Raw genomic sequence first — 24933 nt, forward strand, 5'->3', positions numbered from 1 at the left:
CGGGCTGCCCCCTCGCGCTACGGGAGTACCCCTTGGCCACGGCTGAGCCCGCACCAGCAGAACTCCACCGACCCCCCGCTCTCCCCGCTGTCCCCCCACCCGCCCGGACGGTCGTACCCGCCCAGGGAAGCCGCGTCCGGCACCCGCAGCAGCCCGCGGTGCCCGTGCAGCCCCACGCCGCGGCCGCTCCCGCGCCGCCACCCTCGTCCGGGACGCTCATCGGTTCGGTGCAGCGCGCGATGCGTCTCCTGGAATGCGCCGCCGGGCACGCGCACGGAGCCCCCGCCAAACAACTGGCGCGTGAGACGGGGCTGGCTCTCCCGACGGCGTACCACCTGCTGCGCACCCTTGTGCACGAGGGCTATCTGCGCCGTGAGAAGGGACTGTTCTTCCTCGGTGAGGCGGCCGAACGGCTGGGCAGCAGCGGCGCCCGGCAGAAACGTCGCAGCACGGTCGTCCACGCGCTCGCACAGTGCCGTGACGCGATCGGCGTACCCGTGTACTACGCCATGTACCGGGACGGCGAGATCGAGGTCGTGTGCGTCTCCGACACCCCGGGCGCCCCGGCGGTCGAGGAGTGGGCCGACTTCCGCGAGACCGGGCACGCGCACGCCATCGGGCAGTGCCTGCTGTCACAGCTCGACGAGGACGCGCGCCGCGACCACCTCGACCGTTATCCCGTGCAGCCCCTCACACCGTTCACGGTGCGTGACGACCGCAGTCTGCTCAAACGTCTGGAACGGCTGCGGCGCATGGAGACGGTGTTCGAGCGTCAGGAGTACGCACTCGGTACGGTGTGCGCGGCGATCCCGATCACGATCGGCACCACGGCCGCGACCATGGCCATTTCGCTGCCCGCTCATCAGGCCGACCGGCTGGTGCCCGCAGCGCAGCAGCTGCAGGACAAGATGGGGCGACTCCTGGGGTCGCTCGCTCTCTCTATCAGTATCTGAAAACTCACTCCTTGTGATCTGTTGTGTACGTTCAGCAAGATGCCACCAGTGTCAGAGGTTTGATTCCCGGCCAGTCGACGGCGAATGACGGGGTATTCGATGCGCGAGTCCGTTCAGGCAGAGGTCATGATGAGCTTTCTCGTCTCCGAGGAGCTCTCCTTCCGCATCCCGGTGGAGCTGCGCTACGAGACCTGTGATCCCTATGCCGTGCGGCTTACCTTCCACCTGCCGGGTGACGCACCGGTGACCTGGGCCTTCGGCCGGGAGCTGTTGATCGACGGGGTGGGCCGACCGTGCGGGGACGGCGATGTCCGCATCGCGCCCGTGGAGCCCGAGCCGCTGAGCGAGGTGCTGATCCGGCTCCAGGTCGGCAGCGACCAGGCTCTGTTCCGCTCGTCGGCGGCACCGCTCGTGGCCTTCCTCGACCGCACCGACAAGTTGGTGCCGCTGGGCCAGGAGGGTGCGCTCGCCGACTTCGACGCCCACCTCGACGAGGCCCTGGACCGCATCCTGGCGGAGGAACAGAGCGCCGGCTGAAGCGTTACGGCAGTCGCTGTCGCAGTGGAGTAACGCTTCGTCAGGTGTTGGCAAGGGATCCGGGGGCGCGGGGAACATCACCGAGAGGCACACGGGGTATTGCGGGAACGCTTCTCCGGTCCTGTGGAGGTCTGCGGGCGGCCGCTGCCCCGGGCACTCCCCGGTGAGCCACGGACGGTCCGACAGCCTGCGTGAGTGCTCCCCACGTGCCGCTCATGCGCCTCCGCAGGCGTCAGCGCTTACGGCGCCGCCCTCTCCCGGCGCGTGCCGGGGCCGTCGCGGCCCCTGTCGTCGCCTCCTCCGGCCCCGGCCGGTCGGCCGAGACCACCAGGGCCGCCAGGGCCGTGGTGACCGGCACGGACGCCACCAGGCCGATCGAGCCGACCAGCGTACGCACGATCTCCTCCGCGACCAGCTCGCTGTTGGCGACCGTGCCCACACTGCTCTGCGCGATCGAGAACAGCAGCAGCAACGGCAGCGCGGCACCCGCATACGCGAGGACGAGCGTGTTGACGACGGACGCGATGTGGTCACGGCCGATGCGGATGCCCGCCCGGTACAGCCCGCGCCAGCCCATCGACGGGTTGGCCTCGTGCAGCTCCCACACCGCCGACGTCTGCGTGACCGTCACATCGTCGAGCACACCGAGCGAACCGATGATGACGCCGGCGAGCAGCAGACCGCTCATGTCGATCTCGGGATACAGACCGTGGATCAGGCCGGTGTTGTCGTCCGTGTTGCCCGTCAGCGCGGCCCAGTCGATGAAGACCGAACCCAGAATGCCGATCAGCAGCAGCGAGATCAGAGTGCCGAGCACCGCCACGGACGTACGGGCCGACAGACCGTGACACAGATACAGCGCGATCAGCATGATGGCGCTCGACCCGATCACCGCCACGAGCAGCGGGTTCGAGCCCTGCAGAATCGCGGGCAGGATGAAGAAGTTGAGCACCAGGAAGCTGATGGCCAGCGCGACCAGCGCCATGACGCCCCGCAGTCGCCCGACGACCACGACGGCGAGCGCGAAGATGCCGGCGAGCAGCGCCATCGGCAGCCGGCGGTTGACGTCGGTGACCGAGTACTGCAGGTCCTTCGGCGCGGAGGGCTCGTAGGCGACCACGACCTTCTGGCCCTCGTGCAGTTGCCGTGACTGGTCCGGCTGCACGATCTCGGTGAAGGTACGGCCCTTGTCCTTGCCGGTGTCGACGCGGACCGTCGCCTTCTTGCAGGTGCCGGTCGCCTGCGCCACCGCGGAGGAGCCCTCCGCGGTGGAGGTGTCGCCGTTCGGGGTCCCACCCGAGGCGTTGACGTCCTTGCAGCTCACCTCGATCACTTGGGTGACCGTGGCCTCCTGCGTCTGCCGGTCGAAGCCGACCCCGGTGCGCTCGTGCGGCGGCGCACCGCCGGGCCACAGCACCGCGAGCCCGACCACCACCGCCACGGCGAACGGGATGAGGATCGCCGCGATGACCTTGCGCAGGTGCTGGGACACGGGCGCCGCCGGCCCGTGGCTGTGGCTGTGACCGTGCGAGTGCCCGTGCCCGCCACCGGAACCCGGGCCGTGCCCGCCACCGGAACCGGGGCCATGTCCACCCCCCGAACCAGGGCCATGGCCCTGTCCATGCCCGTCGGGGCCGTGACCGTGCTCGTCACCGGCGTCCGGGCGCTGCCCCGGTCCGGGCCTGCCACCGGAGCCCGGGCCGAGTCCACCGCCGAATCCGGGCCCGCGGTCCCGGCCGTCAGCGGCGAAGCTGTGATCGCGCCCGCCAGTGTCGAACGCATGGTCGTGCCCGCCACCCGGGCCGCGCCCGTGGTCGTGCCCGTTTCCAGGACCCTGGCGGTCTCCCCGCCCGTTGCCGTTTCCGGCGCCGAATCCGCGGGGTGGCTCGGACGGTGGGTAGGAGGGAGGCTGCATCGTGGTCACCGACCGATCATCGCAAGAAGGAGGGGGGCCCTCTGTTCACAGCGCCGGAATTGCCGCTAGCGTGGAGGCACCTTTGCACACGCGGGAGCTCGGAGCACCGGGCTGAGAGGGCGCTGACCTCCGTCCCAGCGACGTTTCACATGAAACATGACTCGATGCGAGTGATGTTTCACACGAAACGTCGGCAGACGGAAACGGCTGCGTCGACCGCCGAACCTGTTACCGGGTAATGCCGGCGTAGGGAGTAGGTCTCATGACCAACAAGGACACACGCACGCCTGCCTCCACGCAGAACTCCGCAGAGGTCTCCGCCGAGACCCACGGGGAGGCCGGGAAGTCCATCGGCTGGCACAAGGCATACGTCGAGGGCTCACGCCCCGACCTGCGGGTGCCGGTCCGTCAGGTGCACCTCACCAACGGGCGGTCGGTCACGCTGTACGACACCTCGGGCCCGTACACCGATCCCCATGTCGACACCGATGTCCGCAGGGGCCTGCCGCCGCTGCGGGAGAACTGGATCGTCGCCCGCGGCGACACCGAGGAGTACGCGGGCCGTCCCGTCCGCCCCGAGGACGACGGGATCAAGCACACCTCACCGCGCGGTGGTCTGCGCAATCTCGACGCGGTCTTCCCCGGACGGCCGCGCCAGCCGCGCCGGGGCCGTGACGGCAAGGCGGTGACGCAGCTCGCGTACGCGCGCCGCGGCGAGATCACCCCGGAAATGGAGTTCGTGGCCCTCCGGGAGAACGTTTCGCCGGAGGTCGTGCGAGAGGAGATCGCGGCGGGCCGGGCGGTTCTGCCCGCGAACGTCAACCACCCGGAGATCGAGCCGATGATCATCGGCAAGCGGTTCCTGGTGAAGGTCAACGCCAACATCGGCAACTCGGCCGTGACGTCCTCCATCGAGGAGGAGGTCGAGAAGATGACCTGGGCGACCCGCTGGGGCGCCGACACGGTCATGGATCTGTCCACCGGCCGCAACATCCACACCACCCGCGAGTGGGTGCTGCGCAACTCCCCCGTCCCCATCGGCACCGTGCCCCTCTACCAGGCCCTGGAGAAGGTCGACGGCAAGGCGGAGGAGCTGACCTGGGAGATCTACAAGGACACAGTCATCGAACAGGCCGAGCAGGGCGTGGACTACATGACGGTCCACGCGGGCGTGCGCCTGGCGTACGTGCCGCTCACGGCGAACCGCAAGACCGGCATCGTCTCGCGCGGCGGCTCGATCATGGCCGCGTGGTGCCTGGCCCACCACAAGGAATCGTTCCTGTACGAGAACTTCGAGGAGCTCTGCGAGATCCTCGCCGCCTACGACGTCACGTACTCCCTCGGCGACGGCCTCAGGCCGGGCTCGATCGCGGACGCCAACGACGAGGCGCAGTTCGCGGAACTCCGTACGCTCGGGGAACTCAACCGGATCGCGAAGCGTTTCGACGTACAGACCATGATCGAGGGTCCGGGCCACGTCCCGATGCACAAGATCAAGGAGAACATCGACCTTCAGCAGGAGATCTGTGATGAAGCTCCGTTCTATACGCTCGGCCCGCTGACGACGGACGTCGCGCCGGCGTACGACCACATCACCTCCGGCATCGGTGCCGCGATGATCGCCTGGTGGGGCACGGCGATGCTCTGCTATGTCACGCCCAAGGAGCACTTGGGCCTGCCCAACCGTGACGACGTCAAGACCGGCGTCATCACCTACAAGATCGCCGCCCACGCAGCCGACCTCGCCAAGGGGCACCCGGGTGCGCAGGAGTGGGACGACGCGCTCTCCGACGCCCGCTTCGAGTTCCGGTGGGAGGACCAGTTCAACCTCGCCCTGGACCCGGACACGGCACGGGAGTTCCACGACGAGACCCTGCCTGCCGAGCCCGCCAAGACGGCCCACTTCTGCTCGATGTGCGGCCCGAAGTTCTGCTCGATGAAGATCTCGCAGGACATCCGCCGCGAACACGGGAGCAACCAGGCCGAGATCGAGGAGGGCATGGCTCAGAAGTCGAAGGAGTTCGCGGCCGCGGGCAACCGCGTGTACCTGCCGATCGCGGACTGAGGCGGCGAGCCCGGCCTCCTGGACACGGGGCCTCCCACGGCGGGGCCCCGTGGAGGCGCCCTCCCCGCAGTGGGGAGGGCAAGCCGGCCGCTACTCCGGCTGGTGCTCCGGCCCTCCGAAGTCCGGGCTCGTGTAGTCGGGGCTCGAGAAGCTCGGGCGCGGCCCCGAGGCGCCGTCGCCGGGGCTCGTGAACCCCGGTCGGTTGTAGCCGAGGTGCGGGATGCGGCTGGTCGGCGTGGGCGGCGGCGTACGGTGCGGCGAGGCCGCCGTGCCCGGGTCGGAGAGCGCCTCCCGCAGAAACGGCAGGATGCCGCGCTCCAGCAGGGCCTCGCGCCAGGCCTCCCTGGCCAGGGTCACCTCCTCGCTGAGTTCGGCGTACGCACCGGACTCGGCGGAGGGGCGGTTGCGCAGTGCGGTGAGCAGCAGCCCTACGGCGGCGACGAGGATCGCGACCGCGGTCAGCGCGCCGAAGACCCATCCGGTGGTGAGCATCGTCTGGGCGAACGCCGGCGCGGGGTTGAGCATCTTGAGGATGTAACCGACGAGCAGGAAGATCGCCGCGGCGGTGCCGGCGAGGACGGGTGCCAGGACCGCGACGACGGCGATCACGCCCGCGCCGGCGGTCTCGGTGACCTCGCCCATGGTGGCGGCGAGCCCCATCGCGCTCGCGTCCGACTCCGCGGAGGCGGGTTCGCGAACGGACGACGGGGTGGACGGCGCCGGCTGGCGCAGTTCCTCGCGGACCTTCACGTAGTGCTGGTACTCGGTCGCCGCGGCCGCCGTGATGAGTGCGGAGGCGTTGAGTGCCATGGTGCGCAGTTGTTCGGAGTTGAGCCGCTGTCCCACAGCGGCCAGTTCCAGGCGGTGTGGTGCGGAGCGCAGCGCCTCATCGAGGACCCGCTCGTATTCCTGGCGGTCCTCGCTCAGCAGGTGCTGCGGAACGCTGTTCATGTGCATCCCCCGATGCTCCGTAGGGCTTGGGGCTCGCATGCCAACGAGCCGTCGGGCAGAAACGGAGGGGAGCCTGCTACGGATAAGCCGATGGTAGAGCGATGACGGCTCGCGGTGACAGGGGGTTTACCGAAAATGCCCTCTGGCCAGTGCCGTCACTTCTCCGTCCGCCATGGGGAAGCGCCTGCCCGCTGAACGCTCAGACATCCAGGGGAAGTTGCTGGACCAGCAGCTTTCCGGCCATGGTCACGCCGCCGTCCATCGCGATGGCGAGTCCGTCGGCGTACACGTGCGGTCCGGCGACCACGGGGCCGGTGTCGTCCTCGCCGTCCTCGGAGCCGACTTCGCCCAGCAGGTACGGGATCGGGCTGTGGCCGTGAACGATGCGGGTGCCGCCGTACGTATCCAGCAGCGAGCGCACGGCGTCGGCACCGCCCTCGTCGCGGAAGGAGAACCGCTTGGTGAACTTGCGGAAGAGATCCCACACTTCGTCCGCGTCGTTGCGTGTGAGCGTCTCGCGGACGGTGTCGTTGACCTCTTCGATGGAGCGGCCGTAGTCGAGGTAGGCGGTGGTGTCGGAGTGGACGAGCAGATGCCCGTCGACCTCTTCGAGGGCGTCGAGACGGGCCATCCACTGAAGGTGGTGGTCCTGGAGGCGGTCCATGTCGGTCTTCTGGCCGCCGTTGAGCAGCCAGGCCGCCTGGAAGGTGGCGGTGCCCGCGCCGGAGTTGACGGGGGTGTCGCCGAAGCGTTTGGCGCCGAGCAGCAGCAACTCGTGGTTGCCCATCAGCGCCTTGCAGTAGCCGCCGGCCGCGGCGGCTTCGGCGGACAGCCGCATCACCAGGTCGATGACGCCGATGCCGTCGGGGCCGCGGTCGGTGAAGTCGCCGAGGAACCACAGCCGGGTGGTGCCGGCGCACCAGTGGCCCGCGGCGTCGATCAGGCCCTTCTCCTGGAGAGCGGCCACGAGCTGGTCGAGGTAGCCGTGGACGTCGCCGACGACGTACAGCGGGCCCGGGCCGGTGGCGGGCTGCGGGGCGGGGACGGACGCGGGGTCGACGGTCACCTGAACAGTGTCACCCCGATTGATGACGGGGAGGTCCCGCTGTGTCGGCGTGTACCCCTCCGGATACGTCTCCTCGTGGGGCGGGACGACCTCGCCGGGGTGCGTGCTGTGGACGTACGGACCGGTCTCGTGGACGTACGCGGGCACCCGGAAGTCGCGCAACGTCGCCGTCCGCTCCACCTCGGGTCCCTGACCGGCCCCCTGAGTCATCGACCCCTCCACCATCGCGCCGCATCTGCACCGCTTCGGACTGCCTGGTCGCAGCGGCCCGCGGTGTCGTGGGCCCATCATAGGAATGCGGATCGCGCCATGTGATGACCCAGGGGTGGTGAATCGGAGCAAGAGTCCAGTTCACCGTGGCTTTCGCCCCGATTGGGCAGGGCTTTGACCATCCCGCGACCGCATACGGCCGCCCCGTTTCTTCCCCCGCTCTTCCCTCGCGCCCTCGCCTCACTCCTCCTCGGGCGACCGGGGCGGGCTGACGGTCGTGCGCGGCGAACGGCGCTGGGAGGACGTGCGCACGATCAGCTCGGTCGGTATCACCCGCTCGACCGGCTGCTCCGACTCGACGCCCTCGATGGCGTCGATGAGGAGTTGCACGACCGCCGTGCCGATGCGGCGCGGTTTGAGGGAGAGCGTGGTGAGGGGCGGCTCGGTGTTGGCGTACACGGTGGACTCGCTGCAGCAGACCAGCAGCAGGTCGTCCGGGACGCGCAGTCCGTAGCGGCGGGCGGCGGCGAGCAGGTCGGTGCCGTTCGGGTCGAACAGGCCGTAGACCGCGTCGGGCCGGTCGGGGCGGGCCAGCAACCGGTCGGCGGCGACGGCGCCCGCGCACGGATCGTGCGCCGGGTAGGCCTCGTACACCGGATCCTGGCCGACACGCTCGCACCAGCGCAGGTATGCCGTCGTCGACAGGTGGGTGTACGTGTCCGTGGTCGTGCCGGTGAGCAGGCCGATGCGGCGGGCACCGGCGTCGGCCAGATGGTCGAGGATGCCGAGGACGGCTGCCTCGTGATCGTTGTCGACCCAGGCGGTCACCGGCAGCGAGCCGGCCGGGCGGCCGTCGGACACCACCGGTAATCCCTGCCGCACCAGCTCGCTGACGACCGGGTCCTGGTCGGAGGGGTCGATGACGACCGTGCCGTCCAGGGCGACGTTCGACCACACGTCGTGGCGGGAGGTCGCGGGCAGGATGACGAGGGCGTAGCCGCGGGCGAGCGCGGCGGAGGTGGCGGCGCGGGCCATCTCGGCGAAGTACGCGAACTCGGTGAAGGTGAAAGGTTCATCCCCGTACGTCGTCACGGTCAGGCCGATGAGTCCCGACTTGCCGGTGCGGAGCGTACGGGCGGCGGCCGAGGGGCGGTAGCCCAGCCGGTCGGCCACTTCACGGACATGGCGTCGGGTGGCGTCCGGGAGCCGGCCCTTGCCGTTGAGAGCGTCGGAGACGGTCGTGATGGAGACTCCGGCCGCGGCGGCCACGTCCCTGATGCCCGCTCTGCCCGGTCGGCTGCCTCGGCGTGAGGTTTCCGCGCGGCTCACCTGGTGCTTCCCTGCTGCTGTCATGGCGAGCCGATAGTAGGGCTCATCGGATGGGGTAGGGCGGACGCATATGCACTCGTTGACAGGCACGTTTCTGCATGATCATTAGCAGGCAACACCCTTGGAAACAAAGGACGTTGTGGGATCCCATGCCAGTAGGCGACTTGTCGGCGCGCATAGGCCTGCCAACTGGTCGATGTTGCGATGAGGTCTCAACTCACCTTCACGGGGGATGCGCGCCACGGCGTGAGCTACCGGCGCATAGATATATGTGCAGCGCGCCCCTCTGTTCGTGCGCCTTCGAGTGGTGATGCCCGTGATGCCGGAGCGGTGTACAGCGGCAGGAGGAGGTCACTCCTCGCCTATACGCAGCGGCGCGGAATCCTCATAGGGTGAGGAGTATTCATGGCGGTGGTGGTCACGAGGAGGACTGTGGTGAGCGAGACGAGCCCCAAGCTGCGTGCCGAGCTGGAGGGTATCCCCACCTACAAGCCGGGCAAGCCTGCCGCGGCCGGCGGTCCCGTGGCCTACAAGCTGTCCTCCAACGAGAACCCGTATCCGCCGCTGCCCGGCGTGATGGAGACGGTCACGGCCGCGGCCTCGTCCTTCAACCGGTACCCGGACATGGCCTGCACGGCCCTGATGAACGAGCTGTCCGACCGGTTCGGCGTTCCCGTCTCCCACCTGTCCACCGGCACCGGCTCGGTCGGCGTCGCCCAGCAACTGCTCCAGGCGACCTCCGGCCCCGGCGACGAGGTGATCTACGCATGGCGATCCTTCGAGGCGTACCCGATCATCACGCAGATCAGCGGCGCGACGTCGGTGCAGGTGCCGCTCACACCGGGTGACGTGCACGACCTGGACGCGATGGCGGACGCCGTCACCGACCGGACCCGGCTGATCTTCGTGTGCAACCCCAACAACCCGACCGGCACGGTGGTGAAGCGGGCCGAGCTGGAACGGTTCCTCGACCGGGTGCCTGACGATGTGCTGGTGGTACTGGACGAGGCCTACCGCGAGTTCATCCGTGATCCCGAGGTGCCGGACGGTGTCGAGATCTACCGGGAACGGCCCAATGTCTGCGTGCTGCGTACGTTCTCCAAGGCGTACGGCCTCGCCGGGCTGCGGGTCGGCTTCGCGATCGCCCACGAGCCGGTGGCGGCGGCGCTGCGCAAGACGGCGGTGCCCTTCGGAGTGAGCCATATCGCGCAGGAGGCGGCGATCGCCTCGTTGCGCGCCGAGGACGAGCTGCTCGGCCGGGTCGGCTCACTGGTGTGCGAGCGCAATCGCGTGGTCGGCGCACTGCGCGCCCAGGGCTGGACGGTGCCGGAGACCCAGGCCAACTTCGTGTGGCTGCGGCTGGGGGAGCGCACGGTCGCGTTCGCGGAGGCGTGCGAGCAGGCCGGCGTGGTGATCCGTCCCTTCCCGGGTGAGGGTGTGCGGGTGACGGTCGGGGAGGACGAGGCCAACGACATCTTCCTGAAGGTGACGGAGGCGTTCCGCAAGGAGCTCTAGTCCCCCGAACCAGCTCGCGTACGACCTGCCGTGTGCCCCGTTTCACGTGAAACGGGGCACACCTGCGTAACAGGGACCCCCCTTCCTGCCTGAAAACTCGGTGGGTCATAATTGCTTGTGAATGTGAACGCTTTCACAAGCGTAGGTAAGGAGCGGCGACGTGGACCTGGCTCTGGCGCCAGAGACCCTGGCGCGATGGCAGTTCGGCATCACCACCGTCTACCACTTCCTGTTCGTGCCCCTGACGATCTCGCTGGCCGCCCTCACGGCCGGACTGCAGACCGCCTGGGTGCGGACGGAGAAGGAGAAGTACCTCAGGGCGACCAAGTTCTGGGGCAAGCTTTTTCTGATCAACATCGCGATGGGTGTGGTCACCGGCATCGTGCAGGAGTTCCAGTTCGGCATGAACTGGTCCGACTACTCCCGGTTCGTCGGTGACGTCTTCGGTGCGCCGCTCGCCTTCGAGGCCCTGATCGCCTTCTTCTTCGAGTCGACCTTCATCGGCCTGTGGATCTTCGGCTGGGACAAGCTGCCGAAGAAGCTCCACCTGGCCTGCATATGGATGGTCTCGATCGGCACGATCCTCTCGGCGTACTTCATCCTCGCGGCCAACTCGTGGATGCAGCACCCGGTCGGTTACAAGATCAACGAGGCGAAGGGCCGGGCGGAGCTCACCGACTTCTGGCTGGTTCTGACCCAGAACACCGCGCTCAGCCAGGCCTTCCACACCCTCTCCGCGGCCTTCCTCACCGGCGGCGCGTTCATGGTGGGTATCGCCGCCTACCACCTCTCCCGCAAGAAGCACATCCGTGAGATGAAGACCTCGCTGCGACTCGGGCTGGTCACCGTGGTCATCGGGGGCCTGCTCACCGCGATCAGCGGCGACACTCTCGGCAAGGTCATGTACGAGCAGCAGCCGATGAAGATGGCCGCGGCCGAGGCGCTGTGGGACGGCGAGGCGCCCGCGCCCTTCTCGGTCTTCGCCGTCGGTGACGTCGACAAGGGCCACAACAAGGTCGCCATCGAGATCCCGGGTCTGCTGTCCTTCCTCGCCAAGGACGACTTCAGCTCGTACGTCCCCGGCATCAACGACGTCAACAAGGCGGAGCAGGAGAAGTACGGGCCCGGCGACTACCGGCCCAACATCCCGGTCGCCTACTGGGGCTTCCGCTGGATGATCGGGTTCGGCATGACGTCCTTCGCCCTCGGGCTGGCCGGACTGTGGCTGACCCGGAAGAAGTTCCTCCTGCCGCGGCACCTGAGGGTGGGCGACGACGAGGTGCCGCACCTCGTGCTGCTCCCCACGAAGGCGCTCGGCCCGACGCTGACGAAGTGGTACTGGCGGATCGCCGTCCTCACGCTCGGCTTCCCGCTCATCGCCAACTCCTGGGGCTGGATCTTCACCGAGATGGGCCGCCAGCCGTGGGTCGTCTACGGCCTCTTCCAGACCCGCGACGCGGTCTCCCCCGGTGTCTCCCAGGCCGAGGTCCTCACCTCGATGGTCGTCTTCACGGCGCTCTATGCCGCGCTTGCCGTGATCGAGGTCAAGCTGCTCGTCAAGTACGTCAAGGCGGGCCCGCCCGAGCTCACCGAGGCCGACCTCAACCCGCCCACGAAGATCGGCGGCGACTCCCGTGACGCCGACAAGCCGATGGCCTTCTCGTACTAGGCCGAGGGAGCTGCACAGTCATGGAACTGCACGACGTCTGGTTCGTCCTCATCGCCGTCCTGTGGACCGGCTACTTCTTCCTGGAGGGCTTCGACTTCGGGGTCGGTGTCCTCACCCGGCTGCTCGCCCGGAACCGGCCCGAGAAGCGGGTGCTGATCAACACCATCGGCCCCGTCTGGGACGGTAACGAGGTGTGGCTGCTCTCGGCCGGCGGTGCGACCTTCGCCGCCTTCCCGGAGTGGTACGCCACGCTCTTCTCCGGCTTCTACCTGCCCCTGCTGGCCATCCTGATCTGCCTGATCGTCCGGGGCGTCGCCTTCGAGTACCGGGCCAAGAGGCCGGAGGAGAGCTGGCAGCGCAACTGGGAGACCGCGATCTTCTGGACCTCGCTGATTCCGGCGTTCCTGTGGGGCGTGGCCTTCGGCAACATCGTGCGGGGCGTGAAGATCGACCAGCACCTGGAGTACGTCGGCAGCGTCGGCGACCTGCTCAACCCGTACGCGCTCCTCGGCGGCCTGGTGACGCTCACCCTGTTCACCTTCCACGGGGCGGTCTTCACGGCACTCAAGACCGTCGGGGACATCCGGGAGCGGGCGCGGAAGCTGGCGCTGCGCGTGGGACTGGTCACGGCCGCGCTGGCGGTGGTCTTCCTGCTGTGGACCCAGGTCGACAGCGGTGACGGCAAGAGCCTGGTCGCCCTGGTCGTGGCCGTCGGCGCGCTGGTAGCCGCGCTGGGGGCGAACCAGGCGGGACGTGAGGGGTGGTCCTTCGCGCTGTCCGGCGTCACCATCGTGGCCGTCGTGGCGATGCTCTTCCTGACGCTCTTCCCGAACGTCATGCCGTCCACGCTCAACCCGGAGTGGAGCCTGACCGTCACCAACGCCTCGTCCGGCGCGTACACCCTGAAGATCATGACCTGGCTCGCGGCGATCGCCACGCCGGTGGTGCTGCTCTACCAGGGCTGGACCTACTGGGTGTTCCGCAAGCGGATCGGTACCCAGCACATCGCCGAGCCCGTGCACTGAGGTGTGTTTCACGTGAAACCAATCGATCCGCGTCTGCTGCGACACGCCCGCGCCACCCGGCTCTTCCTGATGGCGGTCGTCGGCCTGGGGGCCGTCGGAGCCGGGCTGGTCATCGCCCAGGCGATGCTCCTCGCCGAGGTGGTGGTCGGGGCGTTCCAGCAGGGACTGTCGGTCTCCGGACTCCGTACCCCCCTGCTGCTGCTGGTGACCGTCGCCTGCGGCCGTGCCCTGGTCGGCTGGCTCACCGAGCTGGCGGCCCACCGGGCGAGCGCGGCGGTGAAGTCGGAGCTGCGGGGCCGGTTGCTGGAGCGGGCGACGGCGCTCGGTCCAGGCTGGCTGAGCGCACAGCGGACCGGATCCCTGGTCGCCCTGGCCACGCGGGGAGTCGACGCACTCGACGACTACTTCTCGCGCTATCTGCCGCAGTTGGGGCTCGCGGTGGTCGTGCCGGTGGCAGTGCTGGCGCGGATCGTCACCGAGGACTGGGTGTCGGCCGCCATCATCGTCGGTACCCTTCCGCTCATCCCGGTCTTCATGATGCTGATCGGCTGGGCCACGCAGTCCCGGATGGACCGTCAGTGGCGGCTGCTGTCCCGGCTGTCCGGGCACTTTCTGGACGTGGTCGCGGGGCTGCCGACGCTGAAGGTGTTCGGGCGGGCCAAGGCGCAGGCCGAGTCCATCCGGCGGATCACCGGCGCGTACCGGCAGGCCACCATGCGGACGCTGCGGATCGCTTTCCTCTCGTCGTTCGCGCTGGAACTGCTCGCCACGATCTCGGTGGCACTGGTGGCCGTGACGATCGGCATGCGGCTCGTCCACGGCGAGATGGACCTGTACGTCGGGCTGGTCATCCTCGTGCTCGCACCGGAGGCGTATCTGCCGCTGCGGCAGGTCGGGGCGCAGTACCACGCGGCGGCCGAGGGGCTCGCCGCGGCCGAGGAGATCTTCGCGGTCCTGGAGACGCCCGTGCCGGCACGGGGGGCCGGCACGGTGCCGGCGGGCGCCCTCTCCTTCGAGGGCGTGACGGTCCGCTACCCCGGGCGGTCCGTGGACGCCGTGTCCGATGTGACCCTTGCCGTGGAGCCCGGGGAGACGGTCGCGCTCGTGGGGCCCAGCGGTGCGGGCAAGTCGACGCTGCTCAACGTACTGCTGGGATTCGTGCGGCCGACCGAGGGGCGGGTGCGCGTCGGGGGAGCCGATCTCGCCGACGTCGACCGGGAGCAGTGGCACGCGCGTGTGGCCTGGGTGCCGCAGCGGCCGCACCTGTACGCCGGGACGATCGCCGAGAATGTGCGGCTGGCCCGGCCCGACGCGGACGACGACGCCGTCCGGCGGGCGCTGCGGGACGCCGGGGCGCTGGAGTTCGTGGACGCGCTGCCCGAGGGTGCCGCCACCGTGCTCGGTGAGGACGGCGCCGGGCTGTCCGCCGGGCAGCGGCAGCGGCTCGCGCTGGCCCGGGCGTTTCTCGCGGACCGGCCCGTGCTGCTGCTGGACGAGCCGACGGCCGCTCTCGACGGTGCCACCGAGGCCGAGGTCGTGGAGGCGGTGCGGCGGCTGGCTGCGGGGCGGACGGTGCTGCTCGTGGTGCACCGGCCCGCGTTGCTGGCGGTGGCGGACCGGGTGGTGCGGCTGGCGGAGGCCGAGGGTCCCGTGGGCGGGCAAGCGGGGGCCACGAGCGCGCAGGCGCGTCCGGTGGCCGCGGTGCCCGGCGACAGGTCCGTTCCCGTGGCACAGGAGACGGAGCTCACCAGCCGCCCGGGTGGCGTCCTGGCCCGGGTCCGTGGGCTGTCCGGCGCCCGGCGCGGGCGGCTCGGTCTCGCGCTGTTGCTCGGCAGCCTTGCCCTCGGCAGTGCCGTCGGGCTCATGGCCACTTCTGGATGGCTCATCTCGCGGGCCTCGCAGCAGCCACCCGTGCTGTATCTGATGGTGGCCGTGACGGCGACGCGGGCCTTCGGGATCGGGCGGGCCGTGTTCCGGTACGCCGAGCGGCTCGTGTCGCACGACGCCGTACTGCGGATGCTGGCCGACACCCGGGTCGCCGTCTACCGGCGGCTGGAGCGGCTGGCGCCCGCCGGGCTGCGCCGCAGCCGCCGCGGTGACCTGCTCACCCGTCTGGTCGCCGACGTGGACGCGCTGCAGGACTACTGGCTGCGCTGGCTGCTGCCGGCCGGCGCCGCCGTGGCCGTGTGCGCCGGGTCCGTCGGCTTCACGGCGTGGCTGCTGCCCGAGGCCGGTGCGGTCCTGGCGGTCGGGCTGCTGGTGGCCGGGGCGGGTGTCCCGCTGATCACCGGTGCCGTGGCGCGACGGGCCGAGCGCAGGCTGGCCCCCGCCCGAGGCGTGCTCGCGACGCGGGTGACCGACCTGCTCACCGGCACCGCCGAGCTGGCGGTCGCCGGCGCCCTGCCGGCCCGTGCCGCCGAGGCGCGGCGCGCCGATGCCGTGCTGACCCGGATCGCCTCGCGCGCCGCCACCGCCACCGCCCTCGGCGACGGGCTCACCGCCCTGGTCTCCGGGCTGACCGTGGCGGGCTCCGCCCTCGTCGGAGCGCAGGCCGTCGCCGCCGGGCGGCTCAGTGGCGTCGCGATGGCCGTCGTCGTCCTCACCCCGCTGGCCGCCTTCGAGGCCGTTCTCGGGCTGCCGCTCGCCGTGCAGTACCGGCAGCGGGTCCGCAGGAGTGGCGAGCGCGTGTACGAGGTGCTCGACGCGCCTGAGCCCGTACGGGAGCCGGTGCGGCCCAGGCAGGCGCCCGCGACACCGTTCCCGGTCGTGGTCAGGGGCCTGGCCGCCCGGCATGCCGGGCAGGGCCGGGACGCGCTCGCCGGGCTCGACCTGACCTTGGAGAAGGGCCGCCGGATCGCCGTGGTCGGGCCGTCCGGGTCCGGCAAGACGACGCTGGCCCAGGTGCTGCTCCGCTTCCTGGACGCGGACGCCGGCTCGTACACGCTGGCCGGCGTCGACGCGTACGCGCTCGACAGCGACGACGTACGGCGGCTCGTCGGGCTGTGCGCCCAGGACGCGCACCTCTTCGACAGCTCGGTGCGCGAGAACCTGCTCCTGGCCAAGCGGGACGCCACCGAAGCCGAGCTGCGTGAGGCGCTCGCGCGGGCCCGGCTGCTCGACTGGGCGGACGGGCTGCCCGACGGGCTCGACACGCTGGTCGGGGAGCACGGTGCGTGGCTGTCCGGCGGCCAGCGGCAGCGGCTGGCGCTCGCCCGCGCGCTGCTCGCCGACTTCCCCGTCCTCGTGCTCGACGAGCCGGCCGAGCATCTGGACCTGCCGACCGCCGACGCGCTCACCGCCGACCTGCTGGCCGCCACCGAGGGCCGTACGACCTTGCTCATCACTCACCGGCTGGCCGGCCTGGGGGCCGTGGACGAGGTGGTCGTACTGGACGAGGGGCGTGTGGTGCAGCGGGGGACGTTCGCGGAACTGGCCGCTGTGCAGGGGCCGCTCCGGGCGATGGCCGAGCGGGAGGCGGAGGCGGACGTGCTGGCGGGTACCCGGTAGCGACTGACCGCGCGACCGAACCGGACCGGGCGGTCGTCGCACTGAGCCATCCGTGCGACTGGTACCCCGTGCGTACGAGTTGAACAGGACCGCGACCCGCAGCGCGCGCCACGATCGCTGACATGCGCTCATTTCGCCGACGTCCGCTGCTGCTCACGACGCTGCTGTGCGCGCTCGCCGTGCTCGCGGCCCGGCCCGACGACGTCCCGGACGGGGCCGGCGGTACCGGTTCCGGCATCAGCGCGCAGGTGGCGCGGCTGTACGAGGACGCGGCCGTGGCGACGCAGCGGTACGAGGCCGGTCGGCGCGAGGCCGAGGCGCACCGGGCTCAGGCCCAGCGGCTGGAGAAGCTTCTCGACCGGCAACGGCGGCGCATCGACGTCATGCAAGAGGACCTGGGCCGGATGGCACGTGCCCAGTACCGCCACGGTGGCGGGCTGCCGCTGACCGCCCGGATGATGCTCGCGGACAGCCCGGACGAGCTGATGCGCGGTCAGCATGCGCTGGCGCAGACGAATATCGCCGTCAACAACGCCATCGAGAAGAGCCGCCGCGCCGAGGCGCGGCTCGCGGCCGACGAGGCGAGGGCCGCGGCCAAGTGGCAGGAGCTGGAGCAGCGGAACGCCGCACTCGCCGTATTGAAGAGAGATATCGAGCAGAAGCTTGAGCAGGCGCGGTGGCAGTTGCAGGGACGGGCGGAGGCCTCGGTCGCGGCCGGAAGCTGTCCCGATGCCGTCCGGCTCGACCAGCCGGAGGTGAGCTTCGCCAGTGGGTGGGTCGCGCCGGTGGAGACGTACGAGCTGTCCGCGGGCTTCGGCAGTGGCGGTGCGCGGTGGGCGAACCGGCACACCGGGCAGGACTTCGCGGTGCCGATCGGCACGCCGGTGCGGGCGGTCGGCGAGGGCAGGGTGGCGGCGGTGTCGTGCGGGGGAGCCTTCGGTATGCAGGTCGTGATCGGGCACCCGGGCGGCTACTACACGCAGTACGCGCATCTCGCCGCCATCGCGGTCGACGAGGGGGACCGCGTGCGTCCCGGGCAGTGGATCGGGCAGTCCGGCACCACCGGCAACTCCACGGGCCCGCACCTGCACTTCGAGGTACGGGTCACCCCGCAGATGGGATCGGCGATCGATCCGGTGCCCTGGCTGGCGGCGCGCGGAGCACACCTCGGATAGCCGTGGGTGCCTGGCTCCGGACGGCCGGGGCGGGCTACCTCCGCTCGGCCAGCATCCGCTCGATCACGACCGCCACCCCGTCATCGTTGTTGGCGACCGTGCACCCCGAGGCGGCGGCGATGACGTCCGGATGCGCGTTGCCCATCGCGTACGACTGGCCGGCCCAGGTCAGCATCTCGACGTCGTTGGGCATGTCCCCGAACGCGACGACCTCCTCGTGCGAGATGCCGCGCTCGGCACAGCACAGGGCGAGCGTGCTGGCCTTGGAGACGCCGGGGCCGCTGATCTCCAGCAGGGCGCTGGGGCTGGAGCGGGTGACGTTGGCGCGGTCGTCGATGGCGAGGCGGGCCAGCGTGAGGAAGGCGTCGGGGTCGAGGTCGGGGTGGAAGGCCAGGATCTTGAGCACGGGCTCGTCGGAGCCGGGACCGTCCGGCGCCAGGAGCTCCTCGGCGGGCGCGAGGGTGTCGGGGATCTCCATGTGCAGCTTCGGGTACGCCGGCTCCTGGTGGAAGCCGTAGGTCTGCTCGACCGCGTACACCGTGCCGGGCGCCGCCTCCCGCAGCAGCCGTACGGCGTCCAGCGCGTTGTCCCGTGCCAGTTCCCGCACCTTCACGAACCGGTGGGCGCCGGGGCCGCCGTGCAGGTCGACGACGGCGGCGCCGTTGCCGCAGATGGCCAGGCCGTGACCGTGGACGTGGTCACTGACGACGTCCATCCAGCGGGCCGGGCGGCCGGTGACGAAGAAGACCTCGATGCCCGCCTCCTCGGCGGCGGCCAGCGCTGCGACGGTCCGCGGTGACACCGACTTGTCGTCACGCAGCAGCGTGCCGTCGAGGTCGGTGGCGATCAGGCGCGGGGCGACGATGGGGGTACCTCCCTGCTCGAACGCAGTCGAGAGCTTGGGGGATGCCGGGGTCTCGGGCTGTCGAGTCGCTGAGGTCACCGGCCCATTGTCCCGCACCGGACCGCACGGCCGTGCGAGAGCTCGCACATTTGAGGGGACAGGGCCCGTCACCAGGGCAAACTTCGATCCGTCGGCTCAGCGCAGCTGGGCCGCTGCCTCCATGGCGATCCGCTCGAAGATCTTCTCGTCCGCCGCGAAGTCCGAGTCGGCGATCGGCCAGTGGATCACGATCTCCGTGAAGCCGAGCTCCTGATGCTTCCCCGCGAAGTCCACGAACGCGTCCAGGGACTCAAGCGGACGGCCACGGTCGGGGGTGAAGCCGGTGAGCAGGATCTTGTCGAGCGTGGTCACGTCCCGGCCGATGGTGGTGCACGCGTCGGCCAGCTTCTCGGCCTGTCCGCGAAGGGCCTGGACCGACTGCTCGGGAGTGCCGTTCTCGTTCACCTTCGGGTCACCGGTGGTCACCCAGGCCTGCCCGTGCCGCGCGGCGAGCTTCAGCCCGCGCGGGCCGGTGGCGGCCACCGCGAACGGCAGCCGGGGCCGCTGTACACAGCCCGGTATGTTGCGCGCCTCGTGCGCGGAGTAGAAGTCTCCGTCGTACGACACCGTGTCCTGCGTCAGCAGCCGGTCGAGCAGCGGCACGAACTCGGCGAACCGGTCGGCACGCTCGCGCGGGGTCCACGCGTCCTGGCCGAGCGCCGTGGCGTCGAAGCCGGTGCCGCCCGCGCCGATACCGAGCGTGACCCGGCCGCCGGAGATGTCGTCGAGGGAGATCAGCTCCTTGGCGAGGGTCACCGGATGCCGGAAGTTCGGCGAGGTCACCAGGGTGCCCAGGCGCAGTCGGTCGGTGACGGACGCGGCTGCGGTCAGCGTCGGCACGGCACCGAACCACGGGCCGTCCCGGAAGCTGCGCCAGGACAGGTGGTCGTAGGTGTAGGCGGTGTGGAAGCCGAGCTGTTCCGCGCGCTGCCATGCCGAACGGCCGCCCTCGTGCCAGCGACGGTACGGAAGGATCACAGTGCTCAGACGCAGACTCATGGGTGCGACCCTATGGGGCCGACGGTGTTCCACGTGAAACAGTCACCCAGTGTCACCGTTCGGTAGACGTGGCGGGGCCCCCGTCGGCTGGTGCCGGACCGTGCGTCGGCCGTCCATCTCGCTTTCGTCTCTCGTGCTTTCGTTCATGCCGCAGCAGGCCGGGAGAGACGTGAATCACGCGATTGATTCCACTCCGGATGTTTGATCCACAACCAAGTGCGGTTATCCACAGGGGAATTGGCAGTTCTGTGGACAACGAGCCGCCCGTTCTGGAGTTTCGTCAACCTGCTCACAGGGGCGGCTTCACCCGCGCGAGGGCCCGCAGCGCCCCCGGCGCGAAGCGGGACAGAAGGCGGGCGACGCGTGCCTCGGGTGTGACCGGGACGACGGCGTCATTGCGTACGACGGCGCGCAGGATCGCGTCGGCGACCTTCTCCGGCGGATAGTTCCGCAGCCCGTACACCCGCGCGGTGCGCTTCCGGCGCCGGTCCTCCTCGTCGGCGTCCACCCCGGCGAAGTGCGCGGCGGAGGTGATGTCGGTGTTGACCAGGCCCGGGCATATCGCCGTCACGCCGATGCCCTGGGCGGCCAGCTCCGCGCGCAGGCACTCGCTGAGCATCAGCACGGCCGCCTTGGACGTGCTGTAGGCGGGCAGGGCCCTGGACGGCAGGTACGCGGCCGCCGACGCGATGTTGACGATGTGGCCGCCCTGCCCCCGCTCGGCCATCTGCCTCCCGAAGAGCCGGCAGCCGTGGACGACCCCCCACAGGTTGACGTCGAGGACCTTCTTCCAGTCCTCGGGGGTGGTGTCGAAGAAGGGGCCCGACAGGCCGATCCCGGCGTTGTTCACCAGGACGTCCACCACGCCGTACTCGGCGGCGACCTTCTCGGCGAGCTTCTCCATGGCCTGCTCGTCGGAGACGTCGACCGGCTCCGCCCAGGCCGCGGGGGCGCCGATCAGGCGGGACCGCTCCGCGGTGCGGGCCGCGGCCTCGGCGTCCCGGTCGACGGCCACCACGCGCGCGCCGGCCTCGGCGAACGCGAACGCCGTGGCCCGCCCGATACCACTGCCCGCACCGGTGACCAGGACGAGCTGTCCGCCGAAGCGGTCGGCGTACTTCCCCTTCGCCGACACGTTCGGTCGGCCGTCGTCCACGGCCGTCACGAACCCGGCGATCCAGGCGGCCAGTTGGTCGGGCCGGGAGCGGGGTGCCCAGTGCCGGGCGGAGAGCGTCCGCCGGGTCAACTGCGGAACCCACCGCTCCAGGTCGTCGTAGAGCCTCTCCGACAGGAACGTGTCCCCCAAGGGCGTGATGAGCTGCACGGGCACGTGTGCGTACGCGTCCGTGCGCGGCCTGCGCAGCCGGGGCCGTACGTTGTCCCGGTACAGCCAGGCCCCGTGTACCGCGTCACGCGGCAGCGATGAGGTCGGGTAGCCCTCACCGGGGACCTTCTCGCCGCGCTCCAGCATGCTCGGCCAGTGCTTGCCCAAGGGGCCGCGCCAGGCCAGTTCGGGCAGCACGGGGGCGTGCAGTACGTACACGTACCAGGACCTCGCGCCCTGGCCCAGGAGCTGGGCGACCCGGCGCGGGGTGGGCCGCCGCGCCCGCTTCTCGATCCAGTGACCCATGTGGTCCAGGGAAGGCCCGGACAGGGAGGTGAAGGAGGCGATCCGCCCCTCGGTGCGCTTGACCGTCACGAACTCCCAGGCCTGCACCGACCCCCAGTCGTGCCCCACCAGGTGCACGGGCCGGTTGGGGCTGACCGCGTCGGCGACCGCCAGGAAGTCGTCCGTCAGCTTCTCCAGCGTGAACCCGCCGCGCAGCGACTGAGGAGCGGTGGACCGGCCGTGGCCGCGGACGTCGTACAGGACGACATGGAAGCGGTCGGCGAGGCGGACGGCCACCTTCGACCACACCTCCTTGCTGTCCGGGTAGCCGTGCAGGAGAACCACCGTCGGCCGGCCCGGATCCCCCAGTTCGGCCACGCACAGCTCCACCCCGTCCGTGCGTACCCAGCGCTCCCGCGCGCCCTCCAGCACCGTCACTTCCCCTCCGCCCGGCTCCCCGTCGACTGCGGTACGTGCTCGCAAGGTGACCCCGGTGAATGTGGCAGTTGTTAGAGGTCGCGTCAATAGGCCGCCGAGGGCCTGTGGACAACCGCCCGGACGCGGAAAAGACGCGCTGCGCTGTTCGACCTCAGGGTGACCCTTAGGGCCCCGTAATACCGCAGGCTGACAACAAGACGGCTCTGCGGTCTGACGACCGGCGTGGTCCGTGTCACTACCGTCGAAGGCGTGACTGTGATCGCGACCGAAAGCCTGAGCAAGCGGTTCCCCCGGGTGACCGCGCTTGACCGGCTCTCCGTGGACGTCGGGCCCGGTGTGACCGGACTCGTCGGAGCCAACGGAGCCGGCAAGTCCACACTGATCAAGATCCTGCTGGGTCTGTCCCCCGCCACCGAGGGCCGCGCCGAGGTGCTCGGACTCGACGTCGCCACCAAGGGCGCCGCCATCCGGGAACGCGTCGGCTACATGCCGGAACACGACTGCTTGCCGCCCGACGTCTCGGCCACCGAGTTCGTCGTCCACATGGCACGCATGTCCGGCCTCCCGCCCGCCGCGGCGCGCGAGCGCACCGCGGACACGCTGCGCCACGTCGGCCTGTACGAGGAGCGCTACCGCCCCATCGGCGGCTACTCGACCGGCATGAAGCAGCGCGTGAAGCTCGCCCAGGCCCTCGTCCACGACCCGCAGCTGGTCTTCCTGGACGAGCCGACCAACGGCCTCGACCCGGTCGGACGCGACGAGATGCTCGCCCTGATCCGCCGCATCCACACCGACTTCGGCATCTCGGTCCTGGTCACCTCCCACCTGCTGGGCGAACTGGAACGCACCTGCGACCACGTCGTCGTGATCGACGGCGGCAAGCTGCTGCGCTCCAGCTCCACCACCGACTTCACACAGACCACCACGACCCTCGCGATCGAGGTCACCGACACCGACGAGCACCCGGACGGCACCCGCGCGGTGCGCGACGCGCTGCACGCGCGCGGTGTGACCGTCGAGGACGGCAGCGGCCTGCCCGGCGCCGGCCACGTCCTGCTGCTCACCGCTCAGGGCGAGGAGACATACGACCTGGTCCGGGACGTGATCGCGGACCTCGGCCTCGGCCTGGTGCGCATGGAACAGCGCCGCCACCACATCTCGGAGGTCTTCACCAACAGCGACGCAGAGCGAAAGGAGACGGTCGGCCATGGCAGTTGAGCACTCCCCAGCACCGCCCTCGGGTGACCAGACCCGCATCCACGACATCGGCTACCGCACCTACGACGGCCCGCGCCTCGGCCGCGCCTACGCCCGCCGCTCGCTGTACTCGCAGTCCCTGCGCGGCGCCTACGGCCTCGGCCGCTCGGCCAAGTCCAAGGTGCTGCCGATGCTGCTGTTCGCGGTGATGTGCGTGCCCGCCGCCATCATGGTCGCGGTCGCCGTCGCCACCAAGGCGAACGACCTGCCCGTCGGCTACACACGCTACGCGATCATGATGCAGGCCCTCATCAGCCTGTACGTCGCCTCCCAGGCACCCCAGTCCGTCTCGCGTGACCTGCGCTTCAAGACCGTACCGCTGTACTTCTCCCGGCCCATCGAGACCGCCGACTACGTGCGCGCGAAATACGCGGCACTGGCCTCGGCGGTGTTCATCCTCACCGCCGCGCCGCTGCTGGTGCTCTACGCGGGCGCGCTGCTGGCCAAGCTCGACTTCGCCGACCAGACCGAGGGATTCGCACAAGGGCTCCTCTCCGTGGCACTGCTCTCACTGCTCTTCGCCGGCATCGGCCTGGTCATCGCCTCGGTCACCCCGCGCCGCGGCTTCGGCATCGCCGCCGTCATCGCCGTCCTGACCATCTCCTACGGCGCGGTATCCACGCTCCAGGCCATAGCGGACGTGCAGAACAGCTCCGGAGCCATCGCCTGGATCGGCCTGTTCTCACCCATCACCCTCATCGACGGCGTGCAGTCCGCCTTCCTCGGCGCGAACTCCGCGTTCCCCGGAGGGGTCGGCCCCACGACCGCGGAGGGCGCGGTCTACGTCCTCGTCACCCTGGGCCTGATCGCCGCCTGCTACGGCCTCCTGATGCGCCGCTACCGGAAGGTGGGACTGTGACCACGCTCTCCATCGACCACGTCTCCCGCTGGTTCGGCAACGTGGTCGCCGTCAATGACATCACCATGACCATCGGTCCCGGCGTCACCGGCCTCCTCGGCCCCAACGGCGCCGGAAAGTCCACCCTCATCAACATGATGGGCGGCTTCCTGGCCCCCTCCACCGGCACGGTCACCCTCGACGGACAGCCGGTGTGGCGCAACGAGCAGATCTACCGGCACATCGGCATCGTCCCCGAGCGGGAGGCGATGTACGACTTCCTCACCGGACGCGAATTCGTCCTGGCCAACGCCGAGTTGCACGGCCTGGGCGCCAAAGCGGCGCAGAAGGCGCTCGCCACCGTCGAGATGGAGTACGCGCAGGACCGGAAGATCGCCACATACTCCAAGGGCATGCGGCAGCGCGTGAAGATGGCGTCCGCGCTCGTCCACGAGCCGTCCCTGCTCCTGCTGGACGAGCCCTTCAACGGCATGGACCCGCGCCAGCGCATGCAGTTGATGGACCTGCTCAGGCGCATGGGCGACGAGGGACGCACGGTGCTGTTCTCGTCCCACATCCTCGAAGAGGTCGAGCAGCTCGCCTGGCACATCGAGGTCGTCGTCGCCGGACGGCACGCGGCCAGCGGTGACTTCCGCAGGATCCGCCGCCTGATGACCGACCGGCCGCACCGCTACCTGGTGCGCTCCAGCGACGACCGCGCCCTCGCGGCCGCGCTGATCGCCGACCCGTCGACGTCCGGCATCGAAGTCGATGTCGCCGAGGGTGCGCTGCGCATCCAGGCCGTCGACTTCGGCCGGTTCACGACCCTGCTTCCCCGGGTGGCCAGGGACCACGGCATCCGGCTGCTCACGGTCTCGCCGTCCGACGAGTCCCTTGAGTCCGTCTTCTCTTACCTGGTCGCGGCGTAGGAG

General features: G+C 70.2%; 18 protein-coding genes and 1 riboswitch. Of the genes, 11 read left to right on the plus strand and 7 right to left on the minus strand.

Annotated features, from left to right (window positions below):
• Positions 1–227: 227 nt before the first annotated feature.
• Together NW895_RS30675 and NW895_RS30680 are read left to right on the plus strand one after the other, a co-directional pair.
• Complete coding sequence (locus NW895_RS30675; protein WP_354670132.1) at positions 228–953, plus strand: IclR family transcriptional regulator C-terminal domain-containing protein; 726 nt, start codon at positions 228–230, stop codon at positions 951–953.
• A 99-nt stretch (positions 954–1052) separates the two neighbouring features.
• Positions 1053–1490, plus strand: a complete 438-nt coding sequence (locus NW895_RS30680; protein WP_289939670.1) for an SsgA family sporulation/cell division regulator — start codon at positions 1053–1055, stop codon at positions 1488–1490.
• A gap of 232 nt (positions 1491–1722) precedes the next feature.
• Here NW895_RS30680 and NW895_RS30685 read toward each other — a convergent pair whose 3' ends face one another.
• Complete coding sequence (locus tag NW895_RS30685; RefSeq protein WP_289939671.1) at positions 1723–3414, minus strand: YibE/F family protein; 1692 nt, start codon at positions 3412–3414, stop codon at positions 1723–1725.
• 71 nt (positions 3415–3485) lie between these two features.
• Positions 3486–3675: riboswitch (TPP riboswitch) on the plus strand.
• Here NW895_RS30685 and thiC point away from each other — a divergent pair.
• Positions 3668–5470, plus strand: coding sequence for a phosphomethylpyrimidine synthase ThiC (thiC, locus tag NW895_RS30690; protein ID WP_289939672.1), 1803 nt, complete (start codon positions 3668–3670; stop codon positions 5468–5470). Its footprint overlaps the riboswitch before it by 8 nt.
• Before the next feature lie 90 nt (positions 5471–5560).
• On the opposite strand, the gene NW895_RS30695 is transcribed toward thiC, so the two are convergent.
• From NW895_RS30695 to NW895_RS30705, 3 genes are all read right to left on the minus strand, one after another.
• A complete protein-coding gene (locus NW895_RS30695) occupies positions 5561–6427 on the minus strand; it encodes a hypothetical protein (RefSeq protein WP_289939673.1) in 867 nt (288 codons plus the stop codon).
• A 193-nt stretch (positions 6428–6620) separates the two neighbouring features.
• Positions 6621–7712 (minus strand): metallophosphoesterase, encoded by a 1092-nt coding sequence (locus tag NW895_RS30700; protein ID WP_289939674.1) that lies wholly within the window; start codon positions 7710–7712, stop codon positions 6621–6623.
• Between the two features lie 225 nt (positions 7713–7937).
• Positions 7938–9050, minus strand: a complete 1113-nt coding sequence (locus NW895_RS30705) for a LacI family DNA-binding transcriptional regulator (protein WP_289939675.1) — start codon at positions 9048–9050, stop codon at positions 7938–7940.
• Positions 9051–9461: 411 nt separating this feature from the next.
• Between NW895_RS30705 and hisC the strand changes: the two genes are divergently transcribed.
• The 5 genes from hisC (at position 9462) to NW895_RS30730 (ending at position 17917) form a co-directional block, all read left to right on the plus strand.
• Entirely contained in the window at positions 9462–10541 is a 1080-nt protein-coding gene (hisC, locus tag NW895_RS30710; RefSeq protein WP_289939677.1) for a histidinol-phosphate transaminase, read from the plus strand.
• 160 nt (positions 10542–10701) lie between these two features.
• Positions 10702–12210, plus strand: a complete 1509-nt coding sequence (locus NW895_RS30715; protein ID WP_289939679.1) for a cytochrome ubiquinol oxidase subunit I — start codon at positions 10702–10704, stop codon at positions 12208–12210.
• 20 nt (positions 12211–12230) lie between these two features.
• Entirely contained in the window at positions 12231–13235 is a 1005-nt protein-coding gene (gene cydB / locus NW895_RS30720) for a cytochrome d ubiquinol oxidase subunit II (protein WP_289939680.1), read from the plus strand.
• A gap of 12 nt (positions 13236–13247) precedes the next feature.
• Complete coding sequence (gene cydD / locus NW895_RS30725) at positions 13248–16742, plus strand: thiol reductant ABC exporter subunit CydD (RefSeq protein ID WP_289939681.1); 3495 nt, start codon at positions 13248–13250, stop codon at positions 16740–16742.
• A 122-nt stretch (positions 16743–16864) separates the two neighbouring features.
• A complete protein-coding gene (locus NW895_RS30730) occupies positions 16865–17917 on the plus strand; it encodes a M23 family metallopeptidase (RefSeq protein ID WP_289939682.1) in 1053 nt (350 codons plus the stop codon).
• A 34-nt stretch (positions 17918–17951) separates the two neighbouring features.
• Here the strand turns inward: NW895_RS30730 and NW895_RS30735 are convergent, their stop codons facing one another.
• The 3 genes from NW895_RS30735 to NW895_RS30745 all read right to left on the minus strand — a co-directional run bounded on the left by NW895_RS30735 (position 17952) and on the right by NW895_RS30745 (position 21906).
• Positions 17952–18878 (minus strand): Cof-type HAD-IIB family hydrolase, encoded by a 927-nt coding sequence (locus NW895_RS30735; RefSeq protein WP_289939684.1) that lies wholly within the window; start codon positions 18876–18878, stop codon positions 17952–17954.
• Between the two features lie 78 nt (positions 18879–18956).
• The gene (locus NW895_RS30740; RefSeq protein WP_289939686.1) at positions 18957–19859 is read right to left on the minus strand and encodes an LLM class flavin-dependent oxidoreductase; all 903 of its coding nucleotides are present in this window, start codon (positions 19857–19859) and stop codon (positions 18957–18959) included.
• A gap of 289 nt (positions 19860–20148) precedes the next feature.
• Complete coding sequence (locus tag NW895_RS30745; protein ID WP_289939688.1) at positions 20149–21906, minus strand: SDR family oxidoreductase; 1758 nt, start codon at positions 21904–21906, stop codon at positions 20149–20151.
• Between the two features lie 255 nt (positions 21907–22161).
• Here NW895_RS30745 and NW895_RS30750 point away from each other — a divergent pair, with 255 nt between their 5' ends.
• The 3 genes from NW895_RS30750 to NW895_RS30760 are packed head-to-tail and all read left to right on the plus strand — an operon-like array spanning position 22162 to position 24930.
• Positions 22162–23124 (plus strand): ABC transporter ATP-binding protein, encoded by a 963-nt coding sequence (locus NW895_RS30750; RefSeq protein ID WP_289939909.1) that lies wholly within the window; start codon positions 22162–22164, stop codon positions 23122–23124.
• Complete coding sequence (locus NW895_RS30755; protein WP_289939691.1) at positions 23114–24022, plus strand: ABC transporter permease; 909 nt, start codon at positions 23114–23116, stop codon at positions 24020–24022. The genes NW895_RS30750 and NW895_RS30755 overlap by 11 nt, the downstream gene beginning before the upstream one ends.
• Positions 24019–24930 carry an ABC transporter ATP-binding protein gene (locus NW895_RS30760; protein ID WP_289939693.1) on the plus strand — a complete coding sequence of 304 codons (912 nt, stop codon included), beginning with the start codon at positions 24019–24021 and terminating at the stop codon, positions 24928–24930. Before NW895_RS30755 ends, NW895_RS30760 begins: the two co-directional genes overlap by 4 nt.
• Positions 24931–24933: the final 3 nt, after the last annotated feature.

It is taken from the genome of Streptomyces sp. S.PNR 29 (assembly GCF_030386795.1).
Classification (GTDB): Bacteria; Actinomycetota; Actinomycetes; order Streptomycetales; family Streptomycetaceae; genus Streptomyces.